Source organism: Rouxiella badensis, assembly GCF_026967515.2.
Classification (GTDB): Bacteria; Pseudomonadota; Gammaproteobacteria; order Enterobacterales; family Enterobacteriaceae; genus Rouxiella; species Rouxiella badensis.
In genome coordinates, this window is record NZ_CP114062.1 from 1,392,902 (window position 1) to 1,419,672 (window position 26,771).

Sequence of the window (26,771 nt, forward strand, 5' to 3'; positions counted from 1 at the left end):
GCTTCATAACTGCCATACACTCCCAAAATCATTAGCAACTTCGCTAACTTAAAAGAGCGTTAATCAATGAAAAAAATAATTCCTTCAGTTCTTTTTGCAGCCATTGCTGCCTCTTTTAGCGTACAGGCGGCGACGCCAGCCAACACTTTGGTTATTGCACAATCTCTTGATGATGCGTCGAGCTTCGACCCGGCTCAAGGCTTCGAACTGACTACCGTGCAGGCATTCACCAACGTTTACCAACGTCTGGTGCAGTCTGACCCAACTAATCCTATCGATTTGAAGCCAACGCTGGCGACCTCATGGCAGGCGGGAAGTGACAACAAGAGCCTGACCTTTACCCTGGATCCGAAAGCGACCTTCGCCAGCGGTAATCCATTAACCGCCGACGACGTGGTTTTCTCACTGTCTCGCGTGGTGAAGCTGAATCTTGAACCCTCCTTCATCCTGACCCAGCTAGGCTGGAACGCAAAAAATGTCGACGGTTTCCTGACCAAGATAGACGCACAGCACGTGAAAATTAGCTGGACTGAAAACGTCAGCCCGAGCTTTGTGTTGAGTCTGCTCTCTGCGCCGGTTTCTTCGATTATTGACGCTAAACTGGTTGAGCAAAACGCCAAGGGTGACGATCTCGGCCACCAGTGGTTGAGCGACCATTCCGCAGGCAGCGGCCCTTACAAAATTCGTACCTATATTCCACATCAGGTGCTGGTGTTGCAGGCAAACCCAAGCTCGCCGGAAGGCGCGCCGAAGATCCCGACCGTGTTGATTAAAAACGTGCCTGATGCGGCCGCTCGTCGTCTGCTCATTGAGCAGGGCGATGCTGATATGGCGCGCAACCTGGGTGCGGATCAGATGGCTGGCCTGCAGGGTAAGCCGGGCGTTAAGCCGCTGGCTGTGCCATATGCATCACTGTACTTCTTGTATTTCAATACTAAAGCCTCCCCAGCGTTAGCTAACCCGGCACTTTGGGAAGCGGCTCGCTACCTGTTTGACTACGACCATATCGCCAAGGATCTGCTGAAAGGCCAGTTCCAGGTGCATCAGGCGTTCCTTCCGGACGGTTATTTGGGCGCATTGAATGACAACCCTTACAAGTTTGATCCCGCCAAGGCCAAGGCGATTCTTGATAAGGCGGGGCTGAAAAACGTAAGCTTCACCATCGCCGTGACCAACCAGCCGCCGTATCTGGATATTGCTCAGGCGTTGCAGGCCAGTTTTGCTCAGGCAGGCATCAACGTTAAGCTGGAGCCGGGCGTGAGTTCGCAGATTTCACTGAAAGTGCAGTCACACGACTTTGACGCGACGCTGTCTTCGTGGGGGCCTGACTACTTCGACCCTAACACTAACGCCTCTGCCTTTGCCTACAATCCGGAAAACGGCAGCAAGACGCTGGCGTGGCGTGCAAACTGGAGTATTCCACAGCTGAGCAAGCAGACGCTTGCTGCGACGGCCGAAAACGACAAGGCTAAACGTGTAGCGGATTATCGTCAGCTGCAGCTTGCCGTACAAAAAGACTCACCGTTTGTTATCGGCCTACAGGCGCGCAGCCTGATTGCCGTGCGCGACAACATCAAAGGCTACGTGCAGGGCATTAATCCTGACATGGTGTTCTACAGCAAGGTCACCAAGTAATGATTCAAACTACTCCTCCTGTCGGTCTGTTCCGACAGGGTTGGCGTTGGTCAGGCCGCCTGCTAGGCGGCCTTGTTTCTTTAATGCTGACCCTGCTTGGCCTGCTGGCCTTTACCTTCGCGCTGTCACATCTTGCGCCGGTTGACCCGACGATGCAGATTGCTGGCGATCACGCCAGCGAAGCGACCTACGCGCAGGTGCGCAAGGATTTGGGGCTCGACCAGCCGATGCCAGTCCAGTTCTGGCGCTACCTCGAGCATCTGGCTCACGGCGATATGGGCATGTCGAGCATGACCGGTCAGCCGGTTTCCAGCGACCTGATGCATACGTTCCCTGCGACTATCGAACTGGCGACCTGCGCCATTCTTTTTGGTGCATTTTTCGGCATTATCCTTGCGCTTCTGTCGGTCTATAAACCCGGCAGCTGGCTTGATAACATCGTGCGTCTTGTCTCGCTGCTCGGCTATTCTGTGCCTATCTTCTGGCTCAGTCTGCTTGGACTGCTGCTGTTCTACGCCGTGCTGCACTGGGCCGGTGGCCCTGGCAGGCTCGACGACGCCTATCTCTATACCATGGAGCCGCGCACCGGCTTTGTGCTGATTGATACTTGGCTGTCGGGCGACCGCGACATGTTCTTCAACGCTATCCGCCACATGTGGCTGCCGGTAACGGTGCTGGGCCTGCTGTCGATGGCGGGGATAACCCGTCTGTTGCGCGCCTCGATGCTCGGTGAAATCAACAAAGAGTATGTGATCCTCGCACGCTCGAAGGGCGCTGGGCGCGTCCGGGTGTTGCTGTGTCACGTGTTTCCCAACGTCTTCGGCACGCTTATCACCGTGCTCAGCCTGTCCTACGCCAGCATGCTTGAAGGCGCGGTGCTGACTGAAACGGTCTTTGCCTGGCCAGGCGTTGGCCGCTATCTGACCACCGCACTGTTTGCCGCCGATATGCCGGCCATTTTGGGCTCGACGTTGCTGATTGGCAGCAGCTTTGTGCTGCTCAATGCGCTGGCCGATGCGTTGACCTATTTACTCGATCCGCGAACCCGGTAAGCCTATTTATGACTCCACTGACTCCTGAACAACCGGCGCTGGCTCGCGTCGCACCCGGCCGAGGCGCGCGTCGTGTGACCACGCTTTCCGTGGGCACCGTGCTGGCGGTAATTTTGCTGCTGGCCGCGCTGTTTGCACCCTGGCTGGCCCCTTTCGACCCGAATATTCAGCATATTGAAATCCGACTCATGCCGCCATCGGCACAGCATTGGCTCGGCACCGACGGTTTTGGCCGCGACCTCTTGTCGCGGGTGATTTATGGCGCGAGGCCGACGCTGCTGCTGGTGTCGCTGATTTTGCTGCTGACGATTCCCTTTGGTTTACTGATTGGCATCAGCGCCGGTTATCTCGGTGGCTGGGTTGAACGTATTCTAATGCGCTTCACCGACATCGTGCTGTCGTTGCCCAGTCTGGTGATGGCGTTGGCGCTGGTGGCGATTTTGGGGCCTGGTTTGATGAATGGGGCGTTGGCGCTGGCCTTCACCAGTTGGCCGCCGTTTGCCCGTCAGGCGCGCGCCGAGACGCTTGCCCTGCGTCGTAGCGACTATCTTGCCGCCGCGCGTATGCAGGGGATTGGCGGTTTTCGCCTGATGTTTGGCCATATTTTGCCGCTCTGCATGCCGAGTGCGGTCGTTCGCGCCGCGCTGAGCCTCGGCGGGATCATTCTTTCCTCCGCCGGTCTTGGCTTCCTCGGGATGGGCATTCAGCCGCCGACCGCCGAGTGGGGGTCGATGGTCGCCGAAGGCAGTAAAGTTATCTTTGACCAGTGGTGGGTGGCTGCAGCACCCGGCGGGGCCATTCTGTTCGCCAGTCTGGCGTTTAACCTACTGGGCGATGGCCTGCGCGACAAGATGGATACCCGTCATGGCAATTAATTCAACCACACCGCAAGCGGCGGGCGCAGATTCAAACCTGCTGATCGCGAAAGATTTGACCGTTTACGTTCCCGGTCCTCAGCCTATCGAGCTGGTGAAGTCAATTTCATTCAGCGTGGGTCAGGAACGTGTAGCGCTGGTGGGCGAGTCTGGCTCGGGCAAGTCGATGACCGCCCGGGCGCTGATGGGCCTGCTGCCAAGCCCTTGTCAGATGCAGGCCAGCCAACTGACTCTCGGTGGGCAGGATTTAACCCGCCTGAAGGAGCGTGAATGGAATCCGCTGCGCGGCAATCGCATTGCGATGGTGATGCAGGACCCGAAACACGCGCTCAACCCGGCGCAGGCTATCGGCAAACAGGTTGAAGAACCGCTGCGCCTGCACGGGCGCTTCAGCCGCAGTGAGCGCAAGGAACAGCGCCTCGACATGCTCAACGCCGTTGGCCTGCCTAATCCAGCGCAACTCAGCAAGCTTTATCCGCATCAGCTTTCCGGCGGTATGGGGCAGCGCGTGATGCTGGCCATTGCGCTTATCAATCGTCCGCAGTGGCTGGTGGCCGATGAACCCACCTCGGCGCTGGACTATGAAATGCGCGAGCAGGTGCTGAAACTGATTGAGCGTCTGGTTGACGAGCGCAATATGGGACTGGTGCTGATTAGCCATGATTTACAACAGGTTTCTCAGTATACCGAACAGGTGATGGTGATGTACAAAGGGCAAATTGTTGACCGTCTTGCCTCGAGCCAGCTGGCGCAGGCGACGCACCCCTATACTCATACGCTGTGGTCGTGCCGCCCGAGCAAAGCCACGCGCGGCGAAATGCTGCCGGTGTTGGACCGCGCGCTGTTGGCGCGCCTCAGCGGGGAGGAGGGCCAGCCATGAGCAGAGAAATTATTGCCCAACTGCATCAACTCAGCGTTTCTCACCGTCAAGGTTATGACGTGCGTACGGTGGTTCATGACGTCGACCTGACCATCAATCAGGGAGAGTGTTTCGGGTTGGTCGGACCGTCTGGCTGCGGGAAATCCTCGCTGCTGTGGGTGCTTGCCGGGCTAAATACGCAGTGGACGGGCGACATGACGCTGCTCGGCCACCGCCTGACGCCGGGCAAACCGTTTACCGGCGTATTGCGTCGCGAGGTACAGATGGTGTTTCAGGACCCGTATGCTTCGCTGCATCCCAAGCACAAACTTTTACGCACGCTGAGTGAGCCGCTAAAACTGCTGAAAGAGCAGGATATTGAGCAAAAAGTGGCGGAAGGTTTCCGCCTGGTGGGGCTGGATCCGGCGTTAATTCATCGTTATCCGCACCAGCTCTCCGGCGGTCAGCGCCAGCGTGTGGCCATTGTTCGTGCGCTGTTGCTCAAGCCAAAACTGCTGTTGCTCGATGAGCCCACCTCGGCGCTGGACATGTCGGTGCAGGCAGAAATCCTCAATCTGCTTAATGAACTGAAGGCGGCCGGGAATTTAACGATGATTCTGGTAAGCCATGATGCCGACGTTATTGACCACATGTGCGATCGCCATGTGACGATGGCGAAGGGAATTGTGCTGGGATAATGGCTGAGACTGACACGGGGCGTTGCTTTATTCTCAATGGCTATATTGTTGTGCAACGGCGTCACTTTTAGTGCAAAAAATCATCACCCCCCGATTGCATTAAGGCTAACTTATTGATTGTCTGAGTAATCGCGGGGCTGAAAATCTTGGCATATAAGCTGCATTGACCTTGGGTATAAACCGCGCCAACGGCGGCCCGGTTCAAGTTTGTGAATAAAAGGCGTCCGTTAGCGTTCAGGGAACTGAGCGCTAACAGGACGCTTTTTTATTGCCTAAACAGGTAATGAGGAGGGGCAGTAACGAAAACGCTTATAACAAGAATTTTCACATCTCTTTGCAATTAAAAAGCTTTCCTGAACTGAGAGAAAGCACCGCTTTGCTATCCTTACTGTTCTTGTGTCTTTTTTATCAAGCAAGGATGTCAAACATGGCTAAATCGATTTCGTTCTATAAAACGGTGGCAGGACTGGCACTCTGTGCATGGACGTCTATGGCTAGCGCAGCGCCTGCGCCAATGTTTACGCTGAGTTCGCCTGCTTTTACCGATAATGGCGTATTGGCAAAGCAGTTTGCCGGCAACATCAAGGCTAATCCCGCCTGTATCGGCGACAATTTCTCTCCTGCCTTCAGCTGGCAGAACGCACCTAAGGGGACCCAAAGCTTCACGCTGACGATTCGCGACGTCGACGCCAATCACGGTCTTGGGGTCAATCATCTGGTGACTTACGGTATTCCGGCCACCGCAACCGGCTTTGCTCAGGATGCGTTAAGCGAGGGTAAAGGCTTCGTCGGCGGGAGGAATACCATGGGACACGGCTACTATAATGGGCCTTGTCCACCGGTCGGCACCGGTTCGCATCACTATATCGTGCAGCTGATTGCCACGGATTTAGCGCCGAACGCGCTGCCGAAAGGCTTAACCTATGACCAGCTGTTCGAGCGGCTTAAAGGGCATGCCATCGACAATGCCACGCTGGTGGCTCGTTTCGGTGAGTAACGGCCGCCTGTGGAGAATAAAAAAGGCCGAACACTGTTCGGCCTTTTGTCGGGTTCTCAAAGAGTTCTCAGGGATATAGCCTGATTTTTTCCTGAATTATTTCTGAGTACCGTCTTCAATCTTCGGTGGATAGGTCAGGTCTGCCGCTTTGCGCATTTTCGCCACTTCTTTCGCCGTGACGGTGGCACCTGCCGGATTACCGAACTGGTTGCTGACGTAGTTGCTGATTTGTGCAATCTGTTCGTCGTTCAGCTGGTTGGCAAATGAAGGCATCATGACTTCACCCTGGTCCATGTGGCGCTGAACGCCGCCGAGGATCACGGAAACCATGTTGCGGCTGTCTGCTGCACCGGTGCTGGTGTGGTTAAACAGCGACGGATAAGCGTGGAAGCCCTTACCGATACCGCCACCTGATTGGCCGTGACAGGCCGCACAGTTGCTGTTGAACAGCGCTGACGCGGTTTTGTCAAACGGAACCGCGTTAGCACGGTCAGCGAACACGTCGGTTGCCGGTTTGCCGAACGAATCACGCGGCTGAGTCTGTTTGTCATCTGCAATCGCCGGAACGGAGCGAATGTAGGTGGCAATTGCGTTCAGGTCGCCGTCGGTCAGGTGCTGCAGGCTGTGTTCAATTGCCTCAGCCATTGCGCCAGAAGCCGAGGCTTTGCCTGCTACATCACCGGTCTTCAGGTAAGTGACCAGGTCTTGCTGCGACCAGTTACCGATACCTGCATTTTTGTCTGGCGTGATGTTGAACGCGACCCATGACCCCAGATCACCGCCTGAGAAGGCTTTGCTGTTGTCCATGCCCATGGTCAGGTTACGTGGCGTGTGGCAAGTGCCGCAGTGCTCCATCGCATCGACCAGATAACGGCCACGGTTCCAGTCATCGCTCTTGGTCGGATCGTTCTTCAGCTCGCCCTTATCAAAGTTGAACCATTTCCAGAACGTCATGCCCCAGCGCTGGTTGAACGGGAAGGAGAGGTCAGTCTTGGCCGGTGCCGCATGAACGCCCGGTAAGGACATCAAATAGGCCTTGATTGCCAACACGTCATCACGTTTCATCTTGGTGAATGAGTCGTAAGGCATCGCCGGATACAGCTGCTGTCCGTCTTTACCCACGCCGTCACGCACCGCACGTACAAACTCGTCGTCGGTCCAGTTGCCGATACCAAACTGCTTATCGGAGGAGATGTTAGTGCCATAAATCACACCAAACGGCGATGCCAGCGGATAACCGCCGCCAAACTGTTGGTTCTTAGCCGCATTCGGTGCCGTGTGACAGGCGGTACAGTCTGCCGCGGTTGCCAGATAGGCACCGCGTTTAATCATGTCTGCCGAGCTTGACGCATCGTCTGCAAAAGCGCTGGTCGCGGCCGCCAGAGGCAATAATGCCGCCAGCAAATATTTCATTTTCATTTCCACATCCTCATACGATACCCCTCGGTGGGCTAACGCAGTCCCTTAGAAGAATCAGGCCAGGCTTTTCAGCACCGAGTCAGCCATGCGAAGCGCCAGCGCCGTACCGGTTAACGTCGAGTTAACGGTTGAGGCAGAAGGCATGATGCCGGTACCGGCGATAAACAGGTTCGGGTGATCATGCGTGCGGCAGTTTCCGTCAACCACCGAATCTTTAGGGTCGCTGCCCATAATCATCGTGCCAGTGATGTGCTGGTTGTTGTTGTAAACGCCACGTTTGCTGTAAACCACTTCGGTTCCGCCCATCGCTTCGGCAATCTTCTTGAAGTCAATCATCGACTGGTCATAGCCTTTGTTGACGTACTCAGGGAACTTGTAATACACCTCGAGACGTGGAATGCCCCATTCGTCTTTCTCGGTTTTGCTCGGCACAACGCGGTTTTCCGGCTCTGGCAGCATCTCCAGCAGGCAGTTCAGCAGCACGTAACGCGGTGCCTGATAGGCCAGCTTGTCGTTCAGCGCCTTGCCATAGTAACCCTGTTTCACCAGACGTTCGGTCAGCGTACGCACCGGTGAGGTGTTTGCCAGGTCGACGCGCAGCGCAGAGCGCTCACCGCGCCAATCGCCGTCACGCAGGTTGTTGATACTGCCCGGACGCATTGGGCCACGGCCAAACCATACCGGCTCGTCGGCAAGGAACTCGACCGACGTGCCCGGGTGGTCCATCAGGTTACGACCCACCATGCCGGAGCTGTTGGCGATACCGTTTGGATATTTCTCGCTGGTGGAGATAAGCAGCAGTTTTGGACTTTCCAAACCGTTGGCGGTCAGAACGAAACGCTTGCCGGTGACCTTGTGGGTCTGTTTCTCTTTATCCAGATAATGGATAGCCACGATGTTGCCGCTGTCGTCAGCCTCAATTTTGTACACCACCGCGTTGGCGATGATGCGCACACCGGCCTCTACCGCTTTGCGCGCAGAGATACCGCCGTGATACTGGGCATCGATAGGGCAGACGGGCATGCAGTTGTTGTTACCGCAGCAGGCCGGGCGACCGTCGTAAGGAATACTGTTTCGCGCCTGAGGACCGATACCGACCACGTAGCCCAATGAGGCAACGCGCTCTTTAATGCGCTCAAAACCGTATGACAGCGGGATACCCGGCAGCGGATAAGGCTGTGAACGCGGTGAGCCCAGGTCATCGTCGCCGGAGACACCCATCTGGATCTCGGCTTCCATGTAGTAAGGTTCAAGATCTTCGTAGCCGATGGGCCAGTCGCGACCGACGCCATAAAGGGTCTTGATTTTCATGTCGTTAGGCAGCAGGCGGAAGGCCTGACCCGCCCAGTGCCAGGTGGTGCCGCCGACGCCGCGCAGATACTGCGCCGCATACACGTCCGGACCTTTCTGGATAAGGTAGTTGTTATCTTTTGGCTGGAACTTAGGCTGTGGCGCCCAAGGTTTTGCCGGATACGGTTCGGTGAAGTCACCCTTAAGCGGAGACTGGCGGAACAGCTCTACCGCTTCATCACGCTTGAAGAAAGGACCTGAATCCAGCATCAGCACGGAGACACCAGCCTTGGCCATTTTCTCTGCGGCCAGTGAACCGGCAATACCGGCTCCGATGACGATAACGTCAGCGTTCAATGAATCAGCCATGGGTTGGCGCCTCGCTGTCAGGTTTGTGGATCCAGAAGTTCGGTTCGCCTACCGCGTAACTTGGGGGTAATAAGCTGTCTTTCACTAGTTCGTAACTCACAATATTTTCAAAACCGATACATACCTGGCTGCCCGGTTGACCGACCACGCCCAGATACCAGCCGTTGACCAGCTGCTGATAAAGTTGACCTAACGCCGCAGGCTGCTGCGCCAGAAGCTGATGCAGCGGGTCGCCTACCACGTCGCTGTGGGCGCTGAGCAGGGTCGCCAGCGCGTCTAGCTGAGCGTCTAGCTCGGCGTGATGCAACCAGCTGTAAAGCGCCTGACCCAGATGAGATTCGAGGTTGTCGACGGCCGTCAGCTTTTTGGAAAGCTGCATAAAGTTGTCTGGCATCGTAATGGCTGATGCCAGAGGTGGCGCGGCGTGCGCCAGAGTCCCGAACACACTGCTGCCCAGCAACTGGCTGCCGAGACCGACCGCAACAACGCTGGCAGTGCCGAAGACCATTCGGCGGCGTGAAAGATTGATCATGATTGTCTTCCGTTAGAGGTTATTTCAAAACGCTTGCGGCGGTTTCTGACGCCTGATTGTCAATATCCTGTTTTGGGGTACTCACGCCGACGGCTCCGACAACTTCACCAGACAGCGTCAGGGGGTAGCCGCCGCCGAGTGGAACGGCGTGCGGGATAGCCAGCACTGTCGTTTCGCCACCCTGCAGACGTTGCATAAATTTCAATGAAGGAGCGTGGTAGAGCGCCGAGGTGCGCGCTTTACCGATAGCGGCGTCTACGCAGCCAGCCGGAGAGTTATCCAGACGCTCAAACGCCAGCAGCTTGCCGTCGGCGTCAACCACCGCCACACAGCCGGTGCTGTGCTGTTGACCGATCGTCGCTTTAACGCTGCTAATCACTTGGCGCGCCTGCGCATTGTCGAGTTCAGGATGCACGGCGGCCAGAGCAGAAGTGGCCGTAAACATCAGGCCAGCGGTGCAAAATACAGAGAGAAGACTAGGTTTCATGATCGGTTCCAGTTTTAAAAAAATGAGCAAATGTAAAAAGGTATCGAAGCAAAGGGTTCACAAAACCCTAATTGTGACTGAGTTATTTTTAAATGTTTCGTGGATGTTAATTCACTTCTTTTCGTGGGTGAATAGATCGTTTCGCTGCGAAATTAATTATTTGTCACTGTTTTTCCACTAAAAACCCTAAAAATGGCCCGCAAAGCCTTGTGGGCATTGGGCTTATACATTTTGTGCTATTGCGAACCGTTTGATACGTTATCAGGTGGCGGGATCTAAAAATGTGAACTAAAAGACATTTTTTGTATGGGGTTTTAGTAAAGAGGCAGGGGATTGATACGGATAAAAAACTCAAAACTGTGATCGCCGTCACCCCTTAAAGCATGAGGCCTTCAGGCGATTTAGGCATCAGCAAGAGGGGATTGAAAATCTTCAACAAGAGACATTTTGACATCCTTTTTAAGCGCAATCCTTTTTGTTACCAAGCTGTTACTTATTTAACCTTGTATTAAAATCCGCCAGCAGGGTCTGGTAAATGTCTACGCTCTCGAGCAAACGCTCCACCTTGCAATATTCATCGGTCTGATGCGCCATCGCCGGTTCGCCGGGGCCCAGAATGACGCAGGGCGGATTGCCGAGTGCGGCCAGCAGTACCGAGGCATCGGTAAAATAAGGCACAATACGCGGCGTAATGGGCTCAGAATGCCAGGGCTGGCACAGCGCAATGGTGCTCTGGATCCACGGATGCAGGCCGTCGGTGAGCACGGCAGGCAAGTCGATAAGCGGAGTTATTGTGACAGCGTCACTAAGGTGACGTTGTAACCTTTCGGTGAGGTAGTGGTGGTCAATGGTAGGGTCAGTACGTAGGTCAACGTCAAAGCTGGCGCGGTCTGGCACGGAGTTTATATTTAACCCACCGCGGATAACGCCGACGTTTAGCGTCGGTTTTTTCATCAGCGGATGCGGCGGGCCCGGTTCGAAGCCGCGTATTTTACCGACGGCATCCATCGCCAGATAAATCGCGTTGATGCCCAACTCGGGCATTGCGCCGTGCGCCGTTTTGCCGTGTGTTTCGCAGCGCAACCACAAGGCACCTTTATGGCCGATGACCGGGTAATTGGCCGTCGATTCGCCGACGATCACCGCGGCGGGCTGCGGAAGCCTGATGTCTGGTGAGTCGATAAGCGCGCGTGCGCCATCGCAGCCGGTTTCCTCACCGCCGGTGAGCAGCAACACCACGCCCGCCTGGAGGTTATCTCGCTGTGCAAGACAGGCGACAATAAACGCCGCAATCGCCGCCTTCATATCGCTGCTGCCGCGGCCATAGAGTTTTCCATCAACGATATCACCGCCGAAAGGACTCTGCTGCCATGCGGCATTGCCCAGCGGCACGGTATCAAGATGACCGGAAAAAGCCAGCGGAGGCGTTTTATCCTTAGCGTTTAAATGGGCAATCAGGTTCATTCTGCTCTCGCCAAAGGCGTGAGTTGCTACTTCAAAGCCATGCTGTCGCAGGTACTCCGCGAGCCATAGCATACATTCCTGCTCGTTGCCGGGCGGGTTGATGGTGTCGAAGGCCAGCAGTTTTTGCGTCAGTTCGATGACCGAGAGGTCCGTCTGCATACATTTTCCTGCAATCATAAAGCGTAGGTTTCCCTGGTGTGAGCGAACCTACTGTTGACTAAAAACGCGCTGTGGATTACCCATCAGCAACTGCTCGAGCTGTTCACCGGTAACGCCATGACGGCGCAGGCGGGGAACAAAATGCTTGAGAATATAACCATAGCCGTGGCCGCCGAAGCGGGTCAGCATTGTTTTTAAAAACACGTCTTGAGAGAGTAAAACCTGTTGGATAAAACCCTCGTCGATAAGCTCGCGAATGGCGCGCGCATTCTCCTCGTCAGAGGGGGACTGGGCGCTTTCATCGGCGTAAAAATAGTTCATGCCAATCATATCGTATTCGAGAAATGCGCCGCGTTCGGCGAGGGTGCGCTGATAGTTTTTATCGGCAAAGCTCGGGTTCATGTGGCAAAGCACGGTGTGATGCAGGTCCGCACCTTCTTCGGCCAGAATATCCAATACTTTATGCCCCAATCGCTCCCAGCCGGGCAGATGCACCTCGAGGGGGACACCGGTTGCCGCATTGGCACGACCGGCCGCCCGCAGCGATTTTTGCTCATCGGCGGTAAAGGCGCTCGAGACGCCTATCTCGCCTATCAGACCGGCAATCACTTCCGGCTTGTCGTCAAACCCGCCGACGTCGTAGATTAGCAAATCGGTGAGCGTTTCCAGCGAATGGGTTTTGACATAGGCCGGGTGTGAGGGTTCGAGATAAAACCCGGTGCCCATCACAATATTCAACCCGGTCAGGCGTGAGATACGCTGTAGCGCCTTCGGGTCACGACCGATGCCGATATTGGTCGGGTCAACCACGCTTTGACCGCCCTGAGCCTTGAATTTCATCAGTTCTTCAATTGCCAGATCGACGTCAAAAAGCTGACAGTTATCGCGGCTAGCGAGCGGATTTAACGACAGTTCGCCGAGGTTCTCGATTTTAACCGGCATCTCGGCGATGTGGCGTTCGCTGCAACAGCACGGCGGTACCCACTTCCCTGAGGCATCGAGCAAAATATGTTCGTGCATCAAGGTCACGCCCAGGTCGCAAACCGGCATCGGGCCGAGAACGGTGCTGACATAGCCGCTGGTTACGCCGAGCGGATAGGGGTTGGCATGACGGAAAAGTGAACCTGAATTCATAGGACTATCCTTTGCTCGTTCGGGCGGGATTAAAGATACGGGTGTTCAGCCAGATGGCCAGCAGGATAATCAGACCAGTAGCAATCTGTGTATAAAACGGCGACATGTGCGAGAGGATTAGGCCATTTTGGATAACCGCAATCGACAGCGCGCCGAGCAGGGTGCCAATGATGGTACCGAATCCGCCAAACAGACTGGTGCTGCCGAGCACCACGGCGGCAATGACCTGTAACTCGAACCCTTCCCCTTGATTAGACGAGCCGCTGCCGAGGCGCGCGGTGATGATCATTCCGGCCAGCGCCGCCGACATGCCGCTCAACATGTAAACCCACAGCGTTATCGAGCGGGTGTTGACTCCGGCGCGGCGAACCCCTTCTGCGTTGGCACCCACGGCGGTGATATAGCGGCCAAATCGGGTGTGCGTCAGTAAAATGTGCCCAAAAAACAGCGCCAGTACGCCGAGAATGGCCGGAAGCGGCAGACCGAGCACCCAGGCGCGGCCCAGCCAGGTAAAGTCACTGCCTGCTGGAACAGGGATTGAATATCCCTGGGTCAGCAGCAGCGCGATGCCGCGAAAGACGGCGAGCGTTGCCAGCGTAACGATAAATGCCGGAATTCCCTCATAGGCTATGAAATATCCATTGATAGCGCCGATGACCGCACCGAGCGCCAGACCGGCAACAAGCACCACCGGCCATGGCCATCCCCAGTTATTTAGCGCTATCGCCGACAGCGCACCGACCAGCGCCAGCGTCGAACCCACCGAGAGATCGATACCGCCGGTGGTAATCACTAGCGTCATTGCTGCCGCCACAATCAGCAGCGGGGCGCTCTGGCGCAGAATGTTCAGCCAGTTGTAGTGGCTCATGAAATCGTCGGTGGCGAAGGTGAACGCTGCGCAGCAAAAGATAAAGAAAACCGCGATGCTGACTACGCCGGAATGGTTGTGCAGTATTCGGCGCGACAGCGAATGTTTAATCAGTCGTGGACTGGACATATTCACAATGCTCATGGATTTACCTTTTAGAAGACTCATTGGTGGACGATTTCACGCGCCGAATGTGCTTCAAATTTTTGCCCGACAATCAGATTCACAATGTCCGAAAGGCTAGTGTCCGCGATTTTCCTGTCGGCCACGTTGGTGCCTTCATACATCACCATGATACGGTCGCAGACCAGGAACAGGTCCTGCAAACGGTGGGTAATTAGGATCACGCTGACGCCGCGCGCGCTTACGCGTTTCACCAATTCGAGCACCGCTTCCACCTCGGCGACCGCCAGTGCCGCCGTCGGTTCGTCCATAATCAACACCTTCGGCTCGAAGGCGGCGGCGCGTGCGATAGCGATCGCCTGCCGTTGCCCTCCGGACAGGTTGCGCACCAGCAGGCGCGTATCAGGAATGGAAATCCCCAGTCCCTTGAGCATCTCATGCGCCTGTTGGTGCATCTTTTTTTCATCAAGAAACGGGATGCCCAGCAGGCGAGTCTGCGGTTCCCGCCCCATAAACAGGTTACCCGCTACGTTGACCGTATCGCAGAGCGACAGGTCCTGATAGACCATCTCGATGTGACAGCGCCTGGCGTCGGCGGGGTTAGCAAAGCTGACCTCTTCGCCGTCGATGCGCAGTTTGCCGCTGCTCGGCACCACGGCACCGGCCAGTATTTTGGTTAAGGTTGATTTGCCCGCGCCATTATCGCCGACCAGCCCGAGCACTTCTCCCGGAGCCAGACTGAGATTAACGCCGCGCAGAGAGCGGATTGAACCGTAGGTTTTGGTGATGTTAATCATCTCCACCCGTGGCGGGCCTGACAGGTCTCTGGACATAAATCTGCTCCATCACAAAGGGACGGCGGGCGGCAGCCTGTGTCTTCATCAGGCTAAGTCCTGGATGCGCCGTTATTGGTCATTTCCGATTTTCCTCTCCTTGTAAACCGGTTTACCCAAATGACAAAAATAACGGCGAATCCGTTTTCCCGCTCAACCGATCAACAAAAAATTGAGTATGGATATCTGAGTCGCCGAAAATAAATTTGCACTAACCGTGCCAAGAGTTGAGTAAAAGTTAAGCGATGTGAGTAAGGTAAAGGGGCTTTTTTGTGTTAATTTTATGATTTATATATAAATTATTATTTTAATGAAATTCATCACGGCGGCTTAATTCAATTATCCTCCGGCAAAGGGCCACCATTTTTACTCTGCCCGAAAAGGACTTTTTGCTCTAAAAAGGGGCAAAGGCCCCAGATTGGGGCGCAAAATCAAGGTTTCGGCGGGTAAGCGGACACGGAGTCACGGGCTATCCATGCAACCGGAATTCTCGACACCGTATTCGGGCTTGCGTCGTCGTTTAAACGCTGTATCAGCGCTTCGACCGCCGTACGGCCCAGCTCCCGCGCCGACTGGCGGATGGTAGAGAGCCGCGGAGTAATTAGATCCGAGTAAATCGCGTCATCGAAACCTACCAAAGACAGTGAACCCGGCACGCTAAGCCCTCTGGCTCGCACCCCGTCGAGCAGCCCCAGCGCCAGATAATCGCTGGCAGCGAAGATGGCACTTGGCGGCGTCGGGAGGGCAAGCAGGGTATCAAGCGCCTGCCGACCAAACACCCGGTCGTAGTCACCGTACAGCACGAGCGCAGGGTCGTAGGCGATAGCACCTTTTGCCAGCGCCTGGCGATAGCCCTGATGGCGCTCACGTACGCTCATTAGCTCATCGGGACCCCCGACAAACGCTATCCGGCGATGCCCGGCATCGATAAGCGCCTGTGTCGCCAGTTCACCGCCATGAACGTTGTCTGAAAACACCTTTGGCACCTCGCAGCCGGGCACGTCTTCGTCAATCAGTACCACGTTACGCTGGTCCTTGAGTTCGGTATACAGTTGACCGTTATCGGGGCGGTTGGTGGTAAACAGCAGGCCGTCGACCTGTCGGGTGTCTAGCCAGCGAATAAACTGGCACTCTTTTTCCAGATTATTACGGGTGACGCACAGCACCAGGCTGTATTTATATTCGGACGCCGCCTCTTCTGCCGCGTCGGCAAGTTCGGCGAAGAAGGGGTTGGCAATATCCGGCAGCACCAGACCGATGGTTTCGCTACCGCCCATGCTTAAACGCCGGGCGAGGCTGTTGGCACGATAACCCAGCGTGTTAATGGCGTTTTCGATGCGCTGTACCGTCTGCTGCGGCAGCACAATGCTGTTGTTGAGGTAGCGTGAGACGGTGGCTTTTGACAGTCCCGCCATCTGCGCTACGTCAGATAATACTACCCGTTTATTGGCCATATGTTATCTCTGCTTTCCCGGCGGAAGGGCCTGTGTTAACAGGCTTATAGACACTATTCCTGATATCAGCATCAGCATATTACAAACTGCGGGCCGATACCGAATTTTACTTGTGCTGCGGCTAATGGACCGCAGTGGAAAAACACGCCGTTGAAATATTGTTCTTGACAATTTTTTGCCCGCGTTTAATTGTTATCGCCAGTTTACCCGCAGTATCGTTTTATCGAAACAGTGTCGTTTGGAACGTCGCTTTTCGTATTCTTCGCCCTACATTCTGATATCTGACCCGCCCAAAAAATTTCCTGACAGGCTAATGCCATTGGGAACTCACGCCTTATTTCTTCTCTGCATTTTTAAGGATGTCATTATGTTGACCCACACCGGCAAGAAAAGCAGCGTCTCTAAGACGACTAAAACGGCACGTTCAGTATTGGCCGTCATGACCCTGGGTTTATTATTTTCAAGTGCGGTATCGGCCAAGGAGGCACCGACTTATGCCATGGTGCAAATTAACCAGCAGGCGCTTTTCTTTAATCAAATGAATAAAGGTGCGGCAGATGAGGCGAAGAAAACCGGTGCAAAATTGGTCGTGTATAACGCGAATAATAATCCCGTCTCACAGAATGATGCCATTGAGAACTATATTCAGCAGGGGGTGAAAGGAATTATGGTCGACGCGATTGACGTCAACGGAATCATGCCCGCTATCGCCGAGGCGGCCGTCAAAAATATCCCCGTTATTGCCATCGATGCCGTATTGCCTGCCGGACAACAAAAGGCCCAGGTCGGCGTGGATAATATTAAAGGCGGTGAGATTTTGGGTAATTTTTTTACCGATTACGTGAAGAAAGAAATGGGCGATAAAGCCAAGGTTGGGATTGTCGGCGCACTGAATTCAGCGATTCAAAACGATCGCCAAAAAGGCTTTGTGAATACTCTGCAAGGCCACGGTGGAATAAGCGTGGTGGGCGTGGTTGACGGACAAAACATTCAGGACAACGCACTGACTGCTGCGGAGAATCTGATCACCGGCAATCCCAATATGACCGCCATCTATGCCACCGGTGAACCGGCCTTGCTGGGGGCTATCGCCGCCGTAGAAAATCAGGGGCGTCAAAAAGAGATAAAAGTGTTTGGCTGGGATCTTACCGCGAAGGCGATTTCGGGAATCGATCAGGGTTACGTGGTGGCGGTGCTGCAACAGGACCCGTTAAACATGGGCGTTGAGGCGGTCAAAGCGCTAAACAAAGTCGTGGCCGGTCAAGCGGTTCCCAAGACAATCAACGTTCCGGCTACCGTGGTCACCAAGGCCAACGTCGATAAGTTTCGGCAGCAGTTTAAATAATAACTACCCACTTTTTGCGGGGAGTTTGCTGATTTAATTAAGCAGCTCGGCCAGCTCTTGTCGGGTAGGAAAGGCGCTGAGGGTGCCTATTCTGCCGATGGTGATGGCCGAAGCTTTCGCGGCACGCCGCATATCCTTTGCGGATATTGGCGATTGACCGCGCAGCGTGGAAGCAAGCATGACGGCCAGGAAGGTATCGCCTGCGCCGGTGGTATCGGCAACCTTTACCGGCGGTGCGGCAATGCGTTGCAGGCCCTGAGCGTTGAGCAACAGCGCGCCCTCGGCGCCCAGTGTAACAACAACCTGAGAAACACCGGTGTTAAGCAGCGCTTCGGCGGCAGGCAAGATTTCGTTTTCGCCGCTTAATAGCCGTACCTCAAGCTGATTGACGACCAATATATCCGTCAGCGGCAGAAGTTGCGCAAAGGCCCGTTTTACCGGCGAGGGGTTGAAGACGGTGATTAATCCTTTTTTCCGCGCAAGGGCAAATACGGCTGCGGTTTTTTCAACGCTGAAGTTTCCCTGCTGTAATACCACATCTCCGGAGTTGGAAAATGACATTGCCTGATTAATGTCATCGAGAGATAAAACATTGGCAGCGGTGACGGTAGTGATATTGGCGTTATCACCATCGGCACAGTTTAATACCAGTGAAGTATCGGTACGACAGTCTCTGGGTGAGGAGGGAAATAATGCCAGATTTTCGCTGGCTATTTTCTCATGGCACCATTTTCCCTGGCTGTCATTGCCGACGGCGGCGATAAGCGTGGTTTTTATTCCACAGCGGGAAAGAATAATAGCCTGATTAGTGCCTTTTCCACCGAGGTCTTGATGCGTCTTGACGCCGTGGATTGAAGCACCTTTAGCCGGTAATTCATCGATAAGAAAAGTTTCGTCAACGCTAATATTACCCACCACGAAGACCTGCATGAAATATTCCTTTAGGAGAGTGAAGTCATGGCATCTATATCAGCAGAAAAAACCAGTGCGATACAAGAAATATTTTCAAGAAGCAAGGCAATAATTGGCGTGGTTCACTGTGAGCCATTTCCCGGCTCGCCAAATTATCGCGGAAAATCAATTAATCAAATAATGGATATTGCATTAAGCGATGCGCAGGCTTATCTGTCGGGCGGGGTTCATGGGTTGATTATTGAGAATCACGGGGATATTCCTTTTTCAAAACCTGAAGATATTGGTTATGAAACCGCAGCCTTTATGTCGGTGATTACCGACAGGGTTAAAACGGAGTTTGGGTGTCCGCTTGGTATTAACGTGCTGGCCAATGCGGCGATTCCTGCGCTGGCTACCGCACTGGCCGGCGGTGCGGATTTTGTGCGCGTTAACCAGTGGGCCAACGCCTATATTGCCAACGAAGGTTTTATTGAAGGGGCGGCCGCGAAGGCCCTGCGTTATCGTTCGCAGCTGCGGGCCGAAAAGATCAAAGTCTTTGCAGACAGCCACGTGAAGCACGGTAGCCACGCGATTGTGGCCGACCGTACCATTACCGAATTAACGCGCGACGTCGATTTCTTTCAGGCGGATGCGGTGATTGCGACCGGACAACGCACCGGCGATAGCGCCACCCTGGACGAAATCGACGAGATAAGTGCGGCTACCTCGCTGCCGCTGTTGGTGGGTTCTGGCGTGACACCGGCCAATATCTGCCAAATTTTGCAGCGCACACAGGGGGTTATCGTCGCCAGTACCCTGAAATACGGCGGCGTATGGTGGAATCAGGTCGAACCGCAACGGGTTAAGCATTTTATGGCTGTGGCACAGGCCGAGCTGGGGGAATAAATCATGCCGCAACGGACAAGTTTTACCGAGCGCCTGCTGGCAGAAAATCAGGAACTCTGGCAGGGGATGCAGCAGCACCGTTTTGTGACTGATATCGAGCAGGGGGCCTTAACCGCCAGAGTATTTAACCAGTATCTGGTTTTTGAAGGCGATTTTGTGGCAACCGCGATCAAGATTTTCTCGTATGCGGTCATCAAGGCGCCCGAGATTTGTCAGCAGCGGTGGTTGATTGGCGTGCTTGATGCATTGGCCAACGAGCAAATGGCCTATTTCGAGTGCGTAATGACTAAGCGAAACATCAGTTTAGACGGCTACAGACGCAGCTCGCCTGAGGTTTACCGCTTTAGTCAGGGTATGCTGCGCGCCGCAGAGACCGGCAGCTATGCCGAGATCCTCACGCTAATGTTTGCTGCCGAATGGATGTATTACCATTGGTGTGCGCGGGTGAGTCAGAACGAGATAGAGAGTCCTGATGTGAAAGACTGGGTGGCGATGCACGCAGAGGAAACCTTTATTAGCCAGGCCAACTGGTTAAAAATAGAGTTGGATTGCTGTGCTGAAAACATGCCGGAGCGAGAGAAAATTCAGCTCTCGGAGCTGTATGCGCAGGTGTTGCAGTGGGAAATTGATTTTCACAGTGCGGCTTACGAGGTGTAAATTGCGCCCCCGAAGAGGGGGCGCAAAGGTTTACGCGGTAGGTTCCCAACTGATGCGGCACTCGTCGCGGCGGAAAATCAATACCCGGCTGCGGTTCGAGATAAGATGCACGTCATAACCCTGGAAGTACAGGCAGAACGATTTTTCCCACGGACCGTCAGGCATTTTCACCAGCAGTCGACCTTCACCGACCGGCACGAGCTTACCGCTGGCACGCAAAGGCCCAATCCCCATCTTCAGCTCGTCGCCTTCGATATCAAAAGCGGCTTTCGATTCCGGGTGGAACCAACGGCCCTGAATCATGTTCAGACAATCATTGGCCTCGATGGGCGCGAAAAAGCGTCGCGCCAGACCGATTTCGCCTTCGATGGCGTCTCCGTTCATCTCTAAACGCATCGGCAGATGCGCAGAAAGCGACACGCTGCTGCCATCTTCGGCCTGATACAAATTCTCGCTGGCCCCCAGATAGCTGGCCACGCCGTTATTTACCGACAGCCAGTAAGGTTCGGCCTTGCTGGCATACAGGCCGTCTTTTAGCGACGTACTGCGCGCGGGAAGCGGGGTCTCAAGCAGGGCAGACATCACCTCGAGCAGCGCCGTAAACGAGGCGGTGTCTTCGCGGTTGGACACCAGCGCGGCGCCTATTTGCAGCTCGGGATGCAGCAGGAAATAAGTTTTATAGCCCGCGTGTGACCCGCCGTGACCGACCAGCTGATGCCCGCCGATTTTGCTATGGGCGATCCCCAAGCCATAGGCGGTTGGTGTGCCGTCTTTCAGGAAGCGCGGCTGACTCAGGTGTTCTAACACCCCTGCGCCAGGGCCGCTGTCTTTAAGCAGGCTTTGCAACCAGCTCGACAGTGAACGCAAACTGCCCGTCAGGCTGCCGGACGCCGAGAGATGCAGACCTGCGGCGGCGGTTTTCCAACCGGTTGCCGATTTCCAGTAACCCGGCACCAGATTTGGCACAATATCAAACCAGCTTTCAGGGGCGTGGAACGCGATATCCAGCGGTTGAGCAATGTGGCGCTGCAGCAGATCTTCGAACAAAATCCCTTTCTGTTTCAGAATGGTTTCTACCAAACGGTAGCCGGTGTTCGAATAAGAAATCTCAGTGCCCGCGGCAAAGTTAAGGCTGCCGTCGGTGGCCAGAAAGTCGATTAATGCATCAGCCTCGGTGACGTTATAGACCGATATTCCCAGCAGGGACAGGGTCTCGCGCACGTCGGGTAAACCGCCGGTCATATCCAGCGCCTGACCTAGGGTGACTTTTGCCATCGGGCCTTTAAGCTGGGGCAGATGTTGTCCCAGTGGGTCGTCGGTCGATAATCCGGCATGGCTGCGTAAAAGGGCCAGTGCAGCAAAAATATGCTTGGTTACCGAGGCATAGCGCACGACGCTGTCGATGCTAAACTGCTCACCGGTGGTCAGATTCGCCAGACCGCCGCAGGCTTCACCGCGCAGCGTCGAGCTGTCAAAAAGTGTGATGGCACCTCCGGGCTCTCCCGGCTGGTTCCAGCGTTGGGTGATCTTTTGGGCCGCATCGAGTGCGGCTTGCCAGTTAACACGTGAAGTCATTCCATTATCCTTGGCTAATCTATATTTGGTTAAGCCTCAGTCGATTTCCGGCTCTTCGAGATTCAGACTCAACTTTCTGAGCTCGGCGGTGTGCGGATGTGTAACGTTACCCGCCCGTAAATCGTTCGCACTCACAAGCTCGACCATTTGACCACCGATCATGACTCCGATTCTGGTGCAAAGATGCGTTACGACGGCTAAATTGTGCGTCACCATCACATAGGTCAGCTTTTTTTGCTCTCTGATATCGGTCAACAGGTTCAGAATTTCGGCCTGTACCGAAACGTCGAGGGCGGAGGTGGGTTCGTCGAGCAACAGAACCTGGGGTTCCGAAATCAGCGCACGGGCAATGGCAACGCGCTGGCGCTGACCGCCCGAAAGCTGGTGAGGGAAGCGAAAACGCACGCTCTGCGGCAGGGCCACTTCGCTTAGCGCATCGGCAATGCGTTTTTCAATGTTCAGAAAACCGTGCACTACCAGCGGCTCGGCCAGTATGCGGTCAATGGTTTGACGCGGATGCAGCGAGCCATAGGGGTCTTGAAACACCATTTGTACCCTGCGGTAAAAGCGTTTTGCCCGCTTTGCGGTCTGTGCTTCACCGCCGATGTCCATCGAGCCGGACCAGTGCTGATTCAGCCCGGCCAATGCGCGTAGGATAGTGGATTTTCCAGAGCCACTTTCGCCCACAATGCCAAAGCTTTCACCATTGGCGACGTGAAAACTGACCCCTTTTACGACTTCGGTATCGCCGAACGAGATGCGCAATTGGTCTAAAGTAATCATGCTGTCTTCCACGCCTCGTCGCGAACCAAAATCGGCAGTCTGTCTCTCGGATGCATCAGCGAAGGCAGGCATTCCAGCAGGCCACGGGTGTAAGGATGTTTGGCGTGGCGCAGTTCGCCCGCCTGTAACGTTTCGACGATGCGACCGGCATACATTACCGCCACGCGATCGCAGAATTTGGACACCAGCGGCAGGTCGTGGCTGATGAGAATCAACCCCATTCCTCGGCTCGACACCAAATCGTCGAGCAGGCGCAGGATTTCGGCCTGAACCGTGGCATCGAGCGCGCTGGTCGGCTCGTCGGCAATCATCAGCTCCGGGTCCGGTGCCAGCATCATGGCTATCATGACGCGCTGGCCCATCCCGCCCGAGACCTCGTGCGCGTAGCGTTCTGCCACCTTGTGCGGGTCACGGATACGCACCTGATCCAACAAGTCGATGGCCGCTTCCATCGCCTGACGTTTGCTGCCGCCCTTGTGCGTCTGCCACGCCTCGGCCACCTGTTTGCCGATGGTCATCACCGGATTCAGAGAATATTTCGGGTCCTGTAAAATAAAGCCGACGCGCTTGCCGCGAATTTGTCGCATCTGCTTTTCACCGGCGTTACGCAGATCGATACCGTCGAAGGAGAGGGTATCGGCGCGGCATTTGGCGCTGGAGGGCAGCAGGTTCATCAGACAGCGGGCGGTCAACGATTTGCCGGAGCCGCTCTCGCCCACGATGCCGAGCTTTTCTTTGCCCAGAGACAGAGAAACGCCGCGTACGGCGTCAAAGCTGCCGCTGCGGGTTTCAAACGTGATATGTAAATTCTTGATATCGACCAGCATTAGCGTTCCTTAGGATCGAGGACGTCACGCAAACCATCGCCGAGAAAATTAAAGGCCAGCGAGGTGACAAAAATAGCGATTGCGGGAATGAGCGGAACCCACCATTCGCTGAACAGGAAACGTCGTGCGGTTGCAATCATCGCGCCCCATTCCGGCGACGGCGGCTGTGCGCCCATGCCCAGAAAGCCGAGGCTGGCGGCGGTGATGATAATCGAGCTCATGTCCAGCGTGACGCGAACCACCAGGCTTGGCACACACAGCGGCATGATATGGCGCATCACGATGCGCGCAGGCGTTGCCCCGGTCAGACGGCAGGCGGCGATATAGTCGGTGCCGCGTACCTGCATGGTTTCGGCGCGGGCCAGTCGAGCGTAAGGCGGCCAGGCGGTGAGGGCGATGGCGAGAATGGCGCTCTCGATGCCCGGTTTGAGCGCCGCGACGAACGCCAGCGCTAAAATCAGGCGCGGGAAGGCCAGAAACACGTCGGTGATACGCATCAGGATGCGGTCAACCAGCCCACCAGCATAGCCGGCCACACAGCCAATCAGCAGACCGAGTGGGGCGACGATGGCGACCACCACAATCACCATGCCGAGCGTGATGCGTCCGCCATAGAGGATGCGGCTATAGGTATCGCGCCCCAGTTCGTCGGTGCCCAACAGGTGCAGTGCAGAAGGTTTGGCGAGACGGTTGGCGAGGTCCTGGTCGCCCGGATGATAGTGCGTCAGCAGCGGTGCGCAGAGCGAAATAGCCAGCACCAACAGTACAGTCACCAGGCCAATCAGCGCCAGCGGGTTGGAGCGCAGGCCAAGCCAGATACGATAGCGTCTTCCCCAAACGGCCTGAGTACGTGTTTTAGGGGTCTCATCGAGCAGCCATGCCCGTGACCCCGTTCGTGAAATTAAGCGGGTCATTTTACGCGAGGATCCAGAAGTCGATAGAGAAGGTCGGCAAGCAGATTGAGCAGCACGTAAATCGCGCCAATCAGCAACGTGGAACCGATGACCGGGTTCATGTCGGCATTCATCAGCGAGACGGTGAGATACTGTCCGAGGCCCGGCCACGAGAAGACATTTTCGGTCACCACCGCGCCTTCGAGCAGACCGGCATAGGTCAGTGCCAGGACGGTAATCAGCTGCACGCCCACCGTCGGGAAGGCGTGTTTCCAGATAACGCGGCTTGCCGAGAGTCCCTTGGCGCGCGCGGTGATAACGTATTCACCGCTAAGCGCATTGAGCATAAAGGTCCGGGTCATGCGGGTGATGTAGGCCATGCTGAAATAGGCCAGAATCAGCACCGGCTGCACCATGTGCGCCAGTGCGTCCCAGAATGCGCCGGTGTCGCCCGCCAGCAGGGAATCGACCGTAAGTAAACCGGTCACCTGCGGGATCATGTCCTGATAAATGATGTCCTGACGGCCGGGGCCTGGCGCAATGCCGAGCACCGAGTAGAAAATCAGCAGGCTGAGCAGCGCGAGTACGAATACCGGCAGGGAGTGTCCCGCCAGACAGACGACGCGAATGGTCTGATCAATCCAGCTTCCCTGACGCGTTGCCGCCCATACGCCAAGCGGAATGCCGATGACCGCGGCGATAATAATCGCCGCGGTGGCAAGCTCGAGCGTAGCGGGGAAGTAGCGCGCAATGTCGCTGGTCACCAGATTCGAGGTTACCGCAGAGCGACCAAGGTCACCGTGAGCCAACTGAACGAGATAGTGGAGGAACTGCATCCAAAGGGGCTGATCCAGCCCCATTTCATGACGTACACGTTCGACAACCGATTCCGGTGCGTTATCGCCAACCGCAGCCAGCACCGGATCTGTCGGCATCACCCTGCCTATAAAGAAGGTAATCACCGACAGGCCAAACAAAGTAAGACAAACGCTGATGCAGGTACTCAGAAAACTGTTGAGTCTCTTGCTCACGCTTTAACAACCTTCTCGTAAGGACTGGTGCTCATGACCGTTAATACCACGCCGCTAATATCATGACGGCAGGCGGCGGTTAACGTCGGCTGGAACATTATCATGAACGGGCTGTTTTCCATGTGCTGGGTTTGTAGCTGCTCATAAAGCTTGATGCGGGTGGCCGGATCCGACTCGTGCAGCGCCTGGGTGCTGAGATCAGAAATGGCCTTGTCCTGCCAGCTACAGCGCCATGCCAGCGTCCGGCTCTTGGCGTTGGTGGTGTTGTCAGGGTTGCTGCAAAAAGCCTCGGCGTTAGAGTTCGGATCAAAATAGTCAGCGCCCCACTGGGTCAGTGCCAGCTGCTGTTGACGGGCACGCATCTTGGTCAGCACCTGACGGCTCTCGGCGGCCAGCAGGGTGACCTTGATGCCGATTTCGCCTAGGTTGGACTGAATCGCCTGGGCAATATCGGCGGAAGGCGAGGCTGAATAGTGGTCGAGCGTGACCTCGAAACCGTTCGGGAAACCGGCCTCGGCCAGCAGCGCCTTGGCTTTGGTGACATCACGTTTGTACATGATGGTGTTCACCGCGGCAGGGAAACCCTCCGGCAGGAAGCTCTGGTGAATTTTGTGGGTCAGCGGGATGATGTTTTTCTGAATACTTTCGTAATCCAACGCCCATTTTATCGCCTGCCAGACCTGAGGTTTGGCAAGGTTAGGGTTGGCGACGTTGGCGGAGACCATCAGGGTACCGGCGATACCTTTACTCACCAGCGTGAAGTTCTTGTCGTTTTGCAGCGGTCGCAGCTGTTCGGTGGTCAGGTTGCGCGCGATATCGACATCGCCTTTTTGCAGCATCAACAGCTGCGCGGACGGGTCAACGATGTGGCGGATAATGACCCGTTCGATTTTCCCGGCGTGAGGATTATTTTTGTTGCTCTCGAGGATCACCGTTTCACTGACTTTCCAGGTACGCAGCTTGAAGGCACCCGAACCGGCGCTGTTGGTTTTCAGCCACGCGTTGCCGAGGTCATCCCCTTTCTGGTTGGCAAGGCAGGCTGACTTCTGTACCACGGAACCCACGTTGGCCGACAGACAGTAGAGCAGGAAGGATTCAGAGGCCGGTTCGGCAGTTTTGATAACCAACGTTTGTTTGTCTGGTGCGCTGATAAACTGCTCGACGTTGTCTTTGGTATAGCCAAACTGGTTGATGATGTAGGCCGGGCTTTTATCGAGTTTCACCACGCGCTGAAGAGAGAAGGCGGCATCTTCGGCGGTGAGCGGCGTGCCGTCGGCGAATTTTGCGTTCGGGTCCATCTTGAAGGTGAAGGTTTTTTTGTCGTCAGAGGCGGTCCAGGAGAGCGCCAGGTCGCCTTCAATTTCGTTCGCTGCGGTAAGTTTAGGTTTAACCAACTGCTGATACAGGTTGCCAGTGACTTCTTCACCGACGGATTCGAAGGCTTCATGCGGGTCAAGGCTGGTAATAATATCGAGCTGAAGCGCCATCACCAGGATGTTTTTGGGCGTGGCTGCGAAGACATTATCGAGGCTGAGGTAAGATAAAACAGGCATTGCTGCGAAACCGGTAATAAAACTACGCCTTGTGACCATGAGGACTCCCATCGTGTTGA

Annotated in this window: 25 protein-coding genes; 9 read left to right on the top strand and 16 right to left on the bottom strand. The window is 55.3% G+C overall.

The window, feature by feature from the left end; translation table 11 throughout:
- Nucleotides 1-66 precede the first annotated feature (66 nt).
- From O1V65_RS06670 to O1V65_RS06695, 6 genes are all read left to right on the top strand, one after another.
- Nucleotides 67-1,635 (top strand): ABC transporter substrate-binding protein, encoded by a 1,569-nt coding sequence (locus tag O1V65_RS06670; RefSeq protein WP_017491209.1) that lies wholly within the window; start codon nt 67-69, stop codon nt 1,633-1,635.
- A complete protein-coding gene (locus O1V65_RS06675; RefSeq protein ID WP_017491208.1) occupies nt 1,635-2,687 on the top strand; it encodes an ABC transporter permease in 1,053 nt (350 codons plus the stop codon). The genes O1V65_RS06670 and O1V65_RS06675 overlap by 1 nt, the downstream gene beginning before the upstream one ends.
- A gap of 8 nt (nt 2,688-2,695) precedes the next feature.
- A complete protein-coding gene (locus O1V65_RS06680) occupies nt 2,696-3,562 on the top strand; it encodes an ABC transporter permease (RefSeq protein WP_017491207.1) in 867 nt (288 codons plus the stop codon).
- Nucleotides 3,552-4,442, top strand: coding sequence for an ABC transporter ATP-binding protein (locus O1V65_RS06685; RefSeq protein WP_165429559.1), 891 nt, complete (start codon nt 3,552-3,554; stop codon nt 4,440-4,442). The genes O1V65_RS06680 and O1V65_RS06685 overlap by 11 nt, the downstream gene beginning before the upstream one ends.
- Nucleotides 4,439-5,119: an ABC transporter ATP-binding protein gene (locus O1V65_RS06690; RefSeq protein ID WP_017491205.1), complete on the top strand. Its 681-nt coding sequence runs from the start codon at nt 4,439-4,441 to the stop codon at nt 5,117-5,119. Before O1V65_RS06685 ends, O1V65_RS06690 begins: the two co-directional genes overlap by 4 nt.
- 427 nt (nt 5,120-5,546) lie before the next feature.
- Complete coding sequence (locus O1V65_RS06695; RefSeq protein ID WP_017491204.1) at nt 5,547-6,116, top strand: YbhB/YbcL family Raf kinase inhibitor-like protein; 570 nt, start codon at nt 5,547-5,549, stop codon at nt 6,114-6,116.
- A 96-nt stretch (nt 6,117-6,212) separates the two neighbouring features.
- Here O1V65_RS06695 and O1V65_RS06700 read toward each other — a convergent pair whose 3' ends face one another.
- The 9 genes from O1V65_RS06700 to O1V65_RS06740 all read right to left on the bottom strand — a co-directional run bounded on the left by O1V65_RS06700 (nt 6,213) and on the right by O1V65_RS06740 (nt 16,248).
- The gene (locus O1V65_RS06700; protein WP_017491203.1) at nt 6,213-7,535 is read right to left on the bottom strand and encodes a c-type cytochrome; all 1,323 of its coding nucleotides are present in this window, start codon (nt 7,533-7,535) and stop codon (nt 6,213-6,215) included.
- Between the two features lie 54 nt (nt 7,536-7,589).
- A complete protein-coding gene (locus O1V65_RS06705) occupies nt 7,590-9,194 on the bottom strand; it encodes a GMC family oxidoreductase (RefSeq protein WP_017491202.1) in 1,605 nt (534 codons plus the stop codon).
- Nucleotides 9,187-9,726: a sugar dehydrogenase complex small subunit gene (locus O1V65_RS06710; protein WP_017491201.1), complete on the bottom strand. Its 540-nt coding sequence runs from the start codon at nt 9,724-9,726 to the stop codon at nt 9,187-9,189. The genes O1V65_RS06705 and O1V65_RS06710 overlap by 8 nt, the downstream gene beginning before the upstream one ends.
- Nucleotides 9,727-9,745: 19 nt before the next feature.
- Nucleotides 9,746-10,213 carry a GlcG/HbpS family heme-binding protein gene (locus tag O1V65_RS06715; protein ID WP_017491200.1) on the bottom strand — a complete coding sequence of 156 codons (468 nt, stop codon included), beginning with the start codon at nt 10,211-10,213 and terminating at the stop codon, nt 9,746-9,748.
- Between the two features lie 489 nt (nt 10,214-10,702).
- Nucleotides 10,703-11,836, bottom strand: coding sequence for a M20 family metallopeptidase (locus O1V65_RS06720; protein WP_084912718.1), 1,134 nt, complete (start codon nt 11,834-11,836; stop codon nt 10,703-10,705).
- A 48-nt stretch (nt 11,837-11,884) separates the two neighbouring features.
- Nucleotides 11,885-12,970, bottom strand: coding sequence for a phosphotriesterase family protein (locus O1V65_RS06725; protein WP_017491198.1), 1,086 nt, complete (start codon nt 12,968-12,970; stop codon nt 11,885-11,887).
- 4 nt (nt 12,971-12,974) lie between these two features.
- Complete coding sequence (locus O1V65_RS06730) at nt 12,975-13,973, bottom strand: ABC transporter permease (protein WP_026110439.1); 999 nt, start codon at nt 13,971-13,973, stop codon at nt 12,975-12,977.
- A gap of 29 nt (nt 13,974-14,002) precedes the next feature.
- Nucleotides 14,003-14,758, bottom strand: a complete 756-nt coding sequence (locus O1V65_RS06735) for an ATP-binding cassette domain-containing protein (protein WP_162287588.1) — start codon at nt 14,756-14,758, stop codon at nt 14,003-14,005.
- 467 nt (nt 14,759-15,225) lie between these two features.
- Nucleotides 15,226-16,248 (bottom strand): LacI family DNA-binding transcriptional regulator, encoded by a 1,023-nt coding sequence (locus tag O1V65_RS06740; protein ID WP_084912715.1) that lies wholly within the window; start codon nt 16,246-16,248, stop codon nt 15,226-15,228.
- A 439-nt stretch (nt 16,249-16,687) separates the two neighbouring features.
- Here O1V65_RS06740 and O1V65_RS06745 point away from each other — a divergent pair, with 439 nt between their 5' ends.
- Nucleotides 16,688-17,593 carry an ABC transporter substrate-binding protein gene (locus O1V65_RS06745; protein WP_086005809.1) on the top strand — a complete coding sequence of 302 codons (906 nt, stop codon included), beginning with the start codon at nt 16,688-16,690 and terminating at the stop codon, nt 17,591-17,593.
- Between the two features lie 33 nt (nt 17,594-17,626).
- On the opposite strand, the gene O1V65_RS06750 is transcribed toward O1V65_RS06745, so the two are convergent.
- Nucleotides 17,627-18,523, bottom strand: coding sequence for a ribokinase (locus O1V65_RS06750; RefSeq protein WP_165429564.1), 897 nt, complete (start codon nt 18,521-18,523; stop codon nt 17,627-17,629).
- 27 nt (nt 18,524-18,550) lie between these two features.
- Here O1V65_RS06750 and O1V65_RS06755 point away from each other — a divergent pair, with 27 nt between their 5' ends.
- Entirely contained in the window at nt 18,551-19,393 is an 843-nt protein-coding gene (locus O1V65_RS06755) for a BtpA family protein (protein WP_269130337.1), read from the top strand.
- A 3-nt stretch (nt 19,394-19,396) separates the two neighbouring features.
- Nucleotides 19,397-20,050, top strand: coding sequence for a TenA family protein (locus O1V65_RS06760; RefSeq protein ID WP_269130338.1), 654 nt, complete (start codon nt 19,397-19,399; stop codon nt 20,048-20,050).
- 30 nt (nt 20,051-20,080) lie between these two features.
- Here O1V65_RS06760 and O1V65_RS06765 read toward each other — a convergent pair whose 3' ends face one another.
- The 6 genes from O1V65_RS06765 to O1V65_RS06790 are packed head-to-tail and all read right to left on the bottom strand — an operon-like array spanning nt 20,081 to nt 26,751.
- Complete coding sequence (locus O1V65_RS06765; protein WP_269130339.1) at nt 20,081-21,625, bottom strand: serine hydrolase domain-containing protein; 1,545 nt, start codon at nt 21,623-21,625, stop codon at nt 20,081-20,083.
- A gap of 36 nt (nt 21,626-21,661) precedes the next feature.
- Complete coding sequence (locus tag O1V65_RS06770; protein ID WP_017491189.1) at nt 21,662-22,408, bottom strand: ABC transporter ATP-binding protein; 747 nt, start codon at nt 22,406-22,408, stop codon at nt 21,662-21,664.
- Nucleotides 22,405-23,235: an ABC transporter ATP-binding protein gene (locus O1V65_RS06775; RefSeq protein ID WP_017491188.1), complete on the bottom strand. Its 831-nt coding sequence runs from the start codon at nt 23,233-23,235 to the stop codon at nt 22,405-22,407. The genes O1V65_RS06770 and O1V65_RS06775 overlap by 4 nt, the downstream gene beginning before the upstream one ends.
- Nucleotides 23,235-24,149, bottom strand: coding sequence for an ABC transporter permease (locus O1V65_RS06780; protein WP_017491187.1), 915 nt, complete (start codon nt 24,147-24,149; stop codon nt 23,235-23,237). The genes O1V65_RS06775 and O1V65_RS06780 overlap by 1 nt, the downstream gene beginning before the upstream one ends.
- The gene (locus O1V65_RS06785; protein WP_017491186.1) at nt 24,146-25,159 is read right to left on the bottom strand and encodes an ABC transporter permease; all 1,014 of its coding nucleotides are present in this window, start codon (nt 25,157-25,159) and stop codon (nt 24,146-24,148) included. Before O1V65_RS06785 ends, O1V65_RS06780 begins: the two co-directional genes overlap by 4 nt.
- On the bottom strand, nt 25,156-26,751 hold the full coding sequence (locus tag O1V65_RS06790) for an ABC transporter substrate-binding protein (protein ID WP_026110435.1): 1,596 nt from the start codon (nt 26,749-26,751) through the stop codon (nt 25,156-25,158). The genes O1V65_RS06785 and O1V65_RS06790 overlap by 4 nt, the downstream gene beginning before the upstream one ends.
- Between the last annotated feature and the right edge of the window lie 20 nt (nt 26,752-26,771).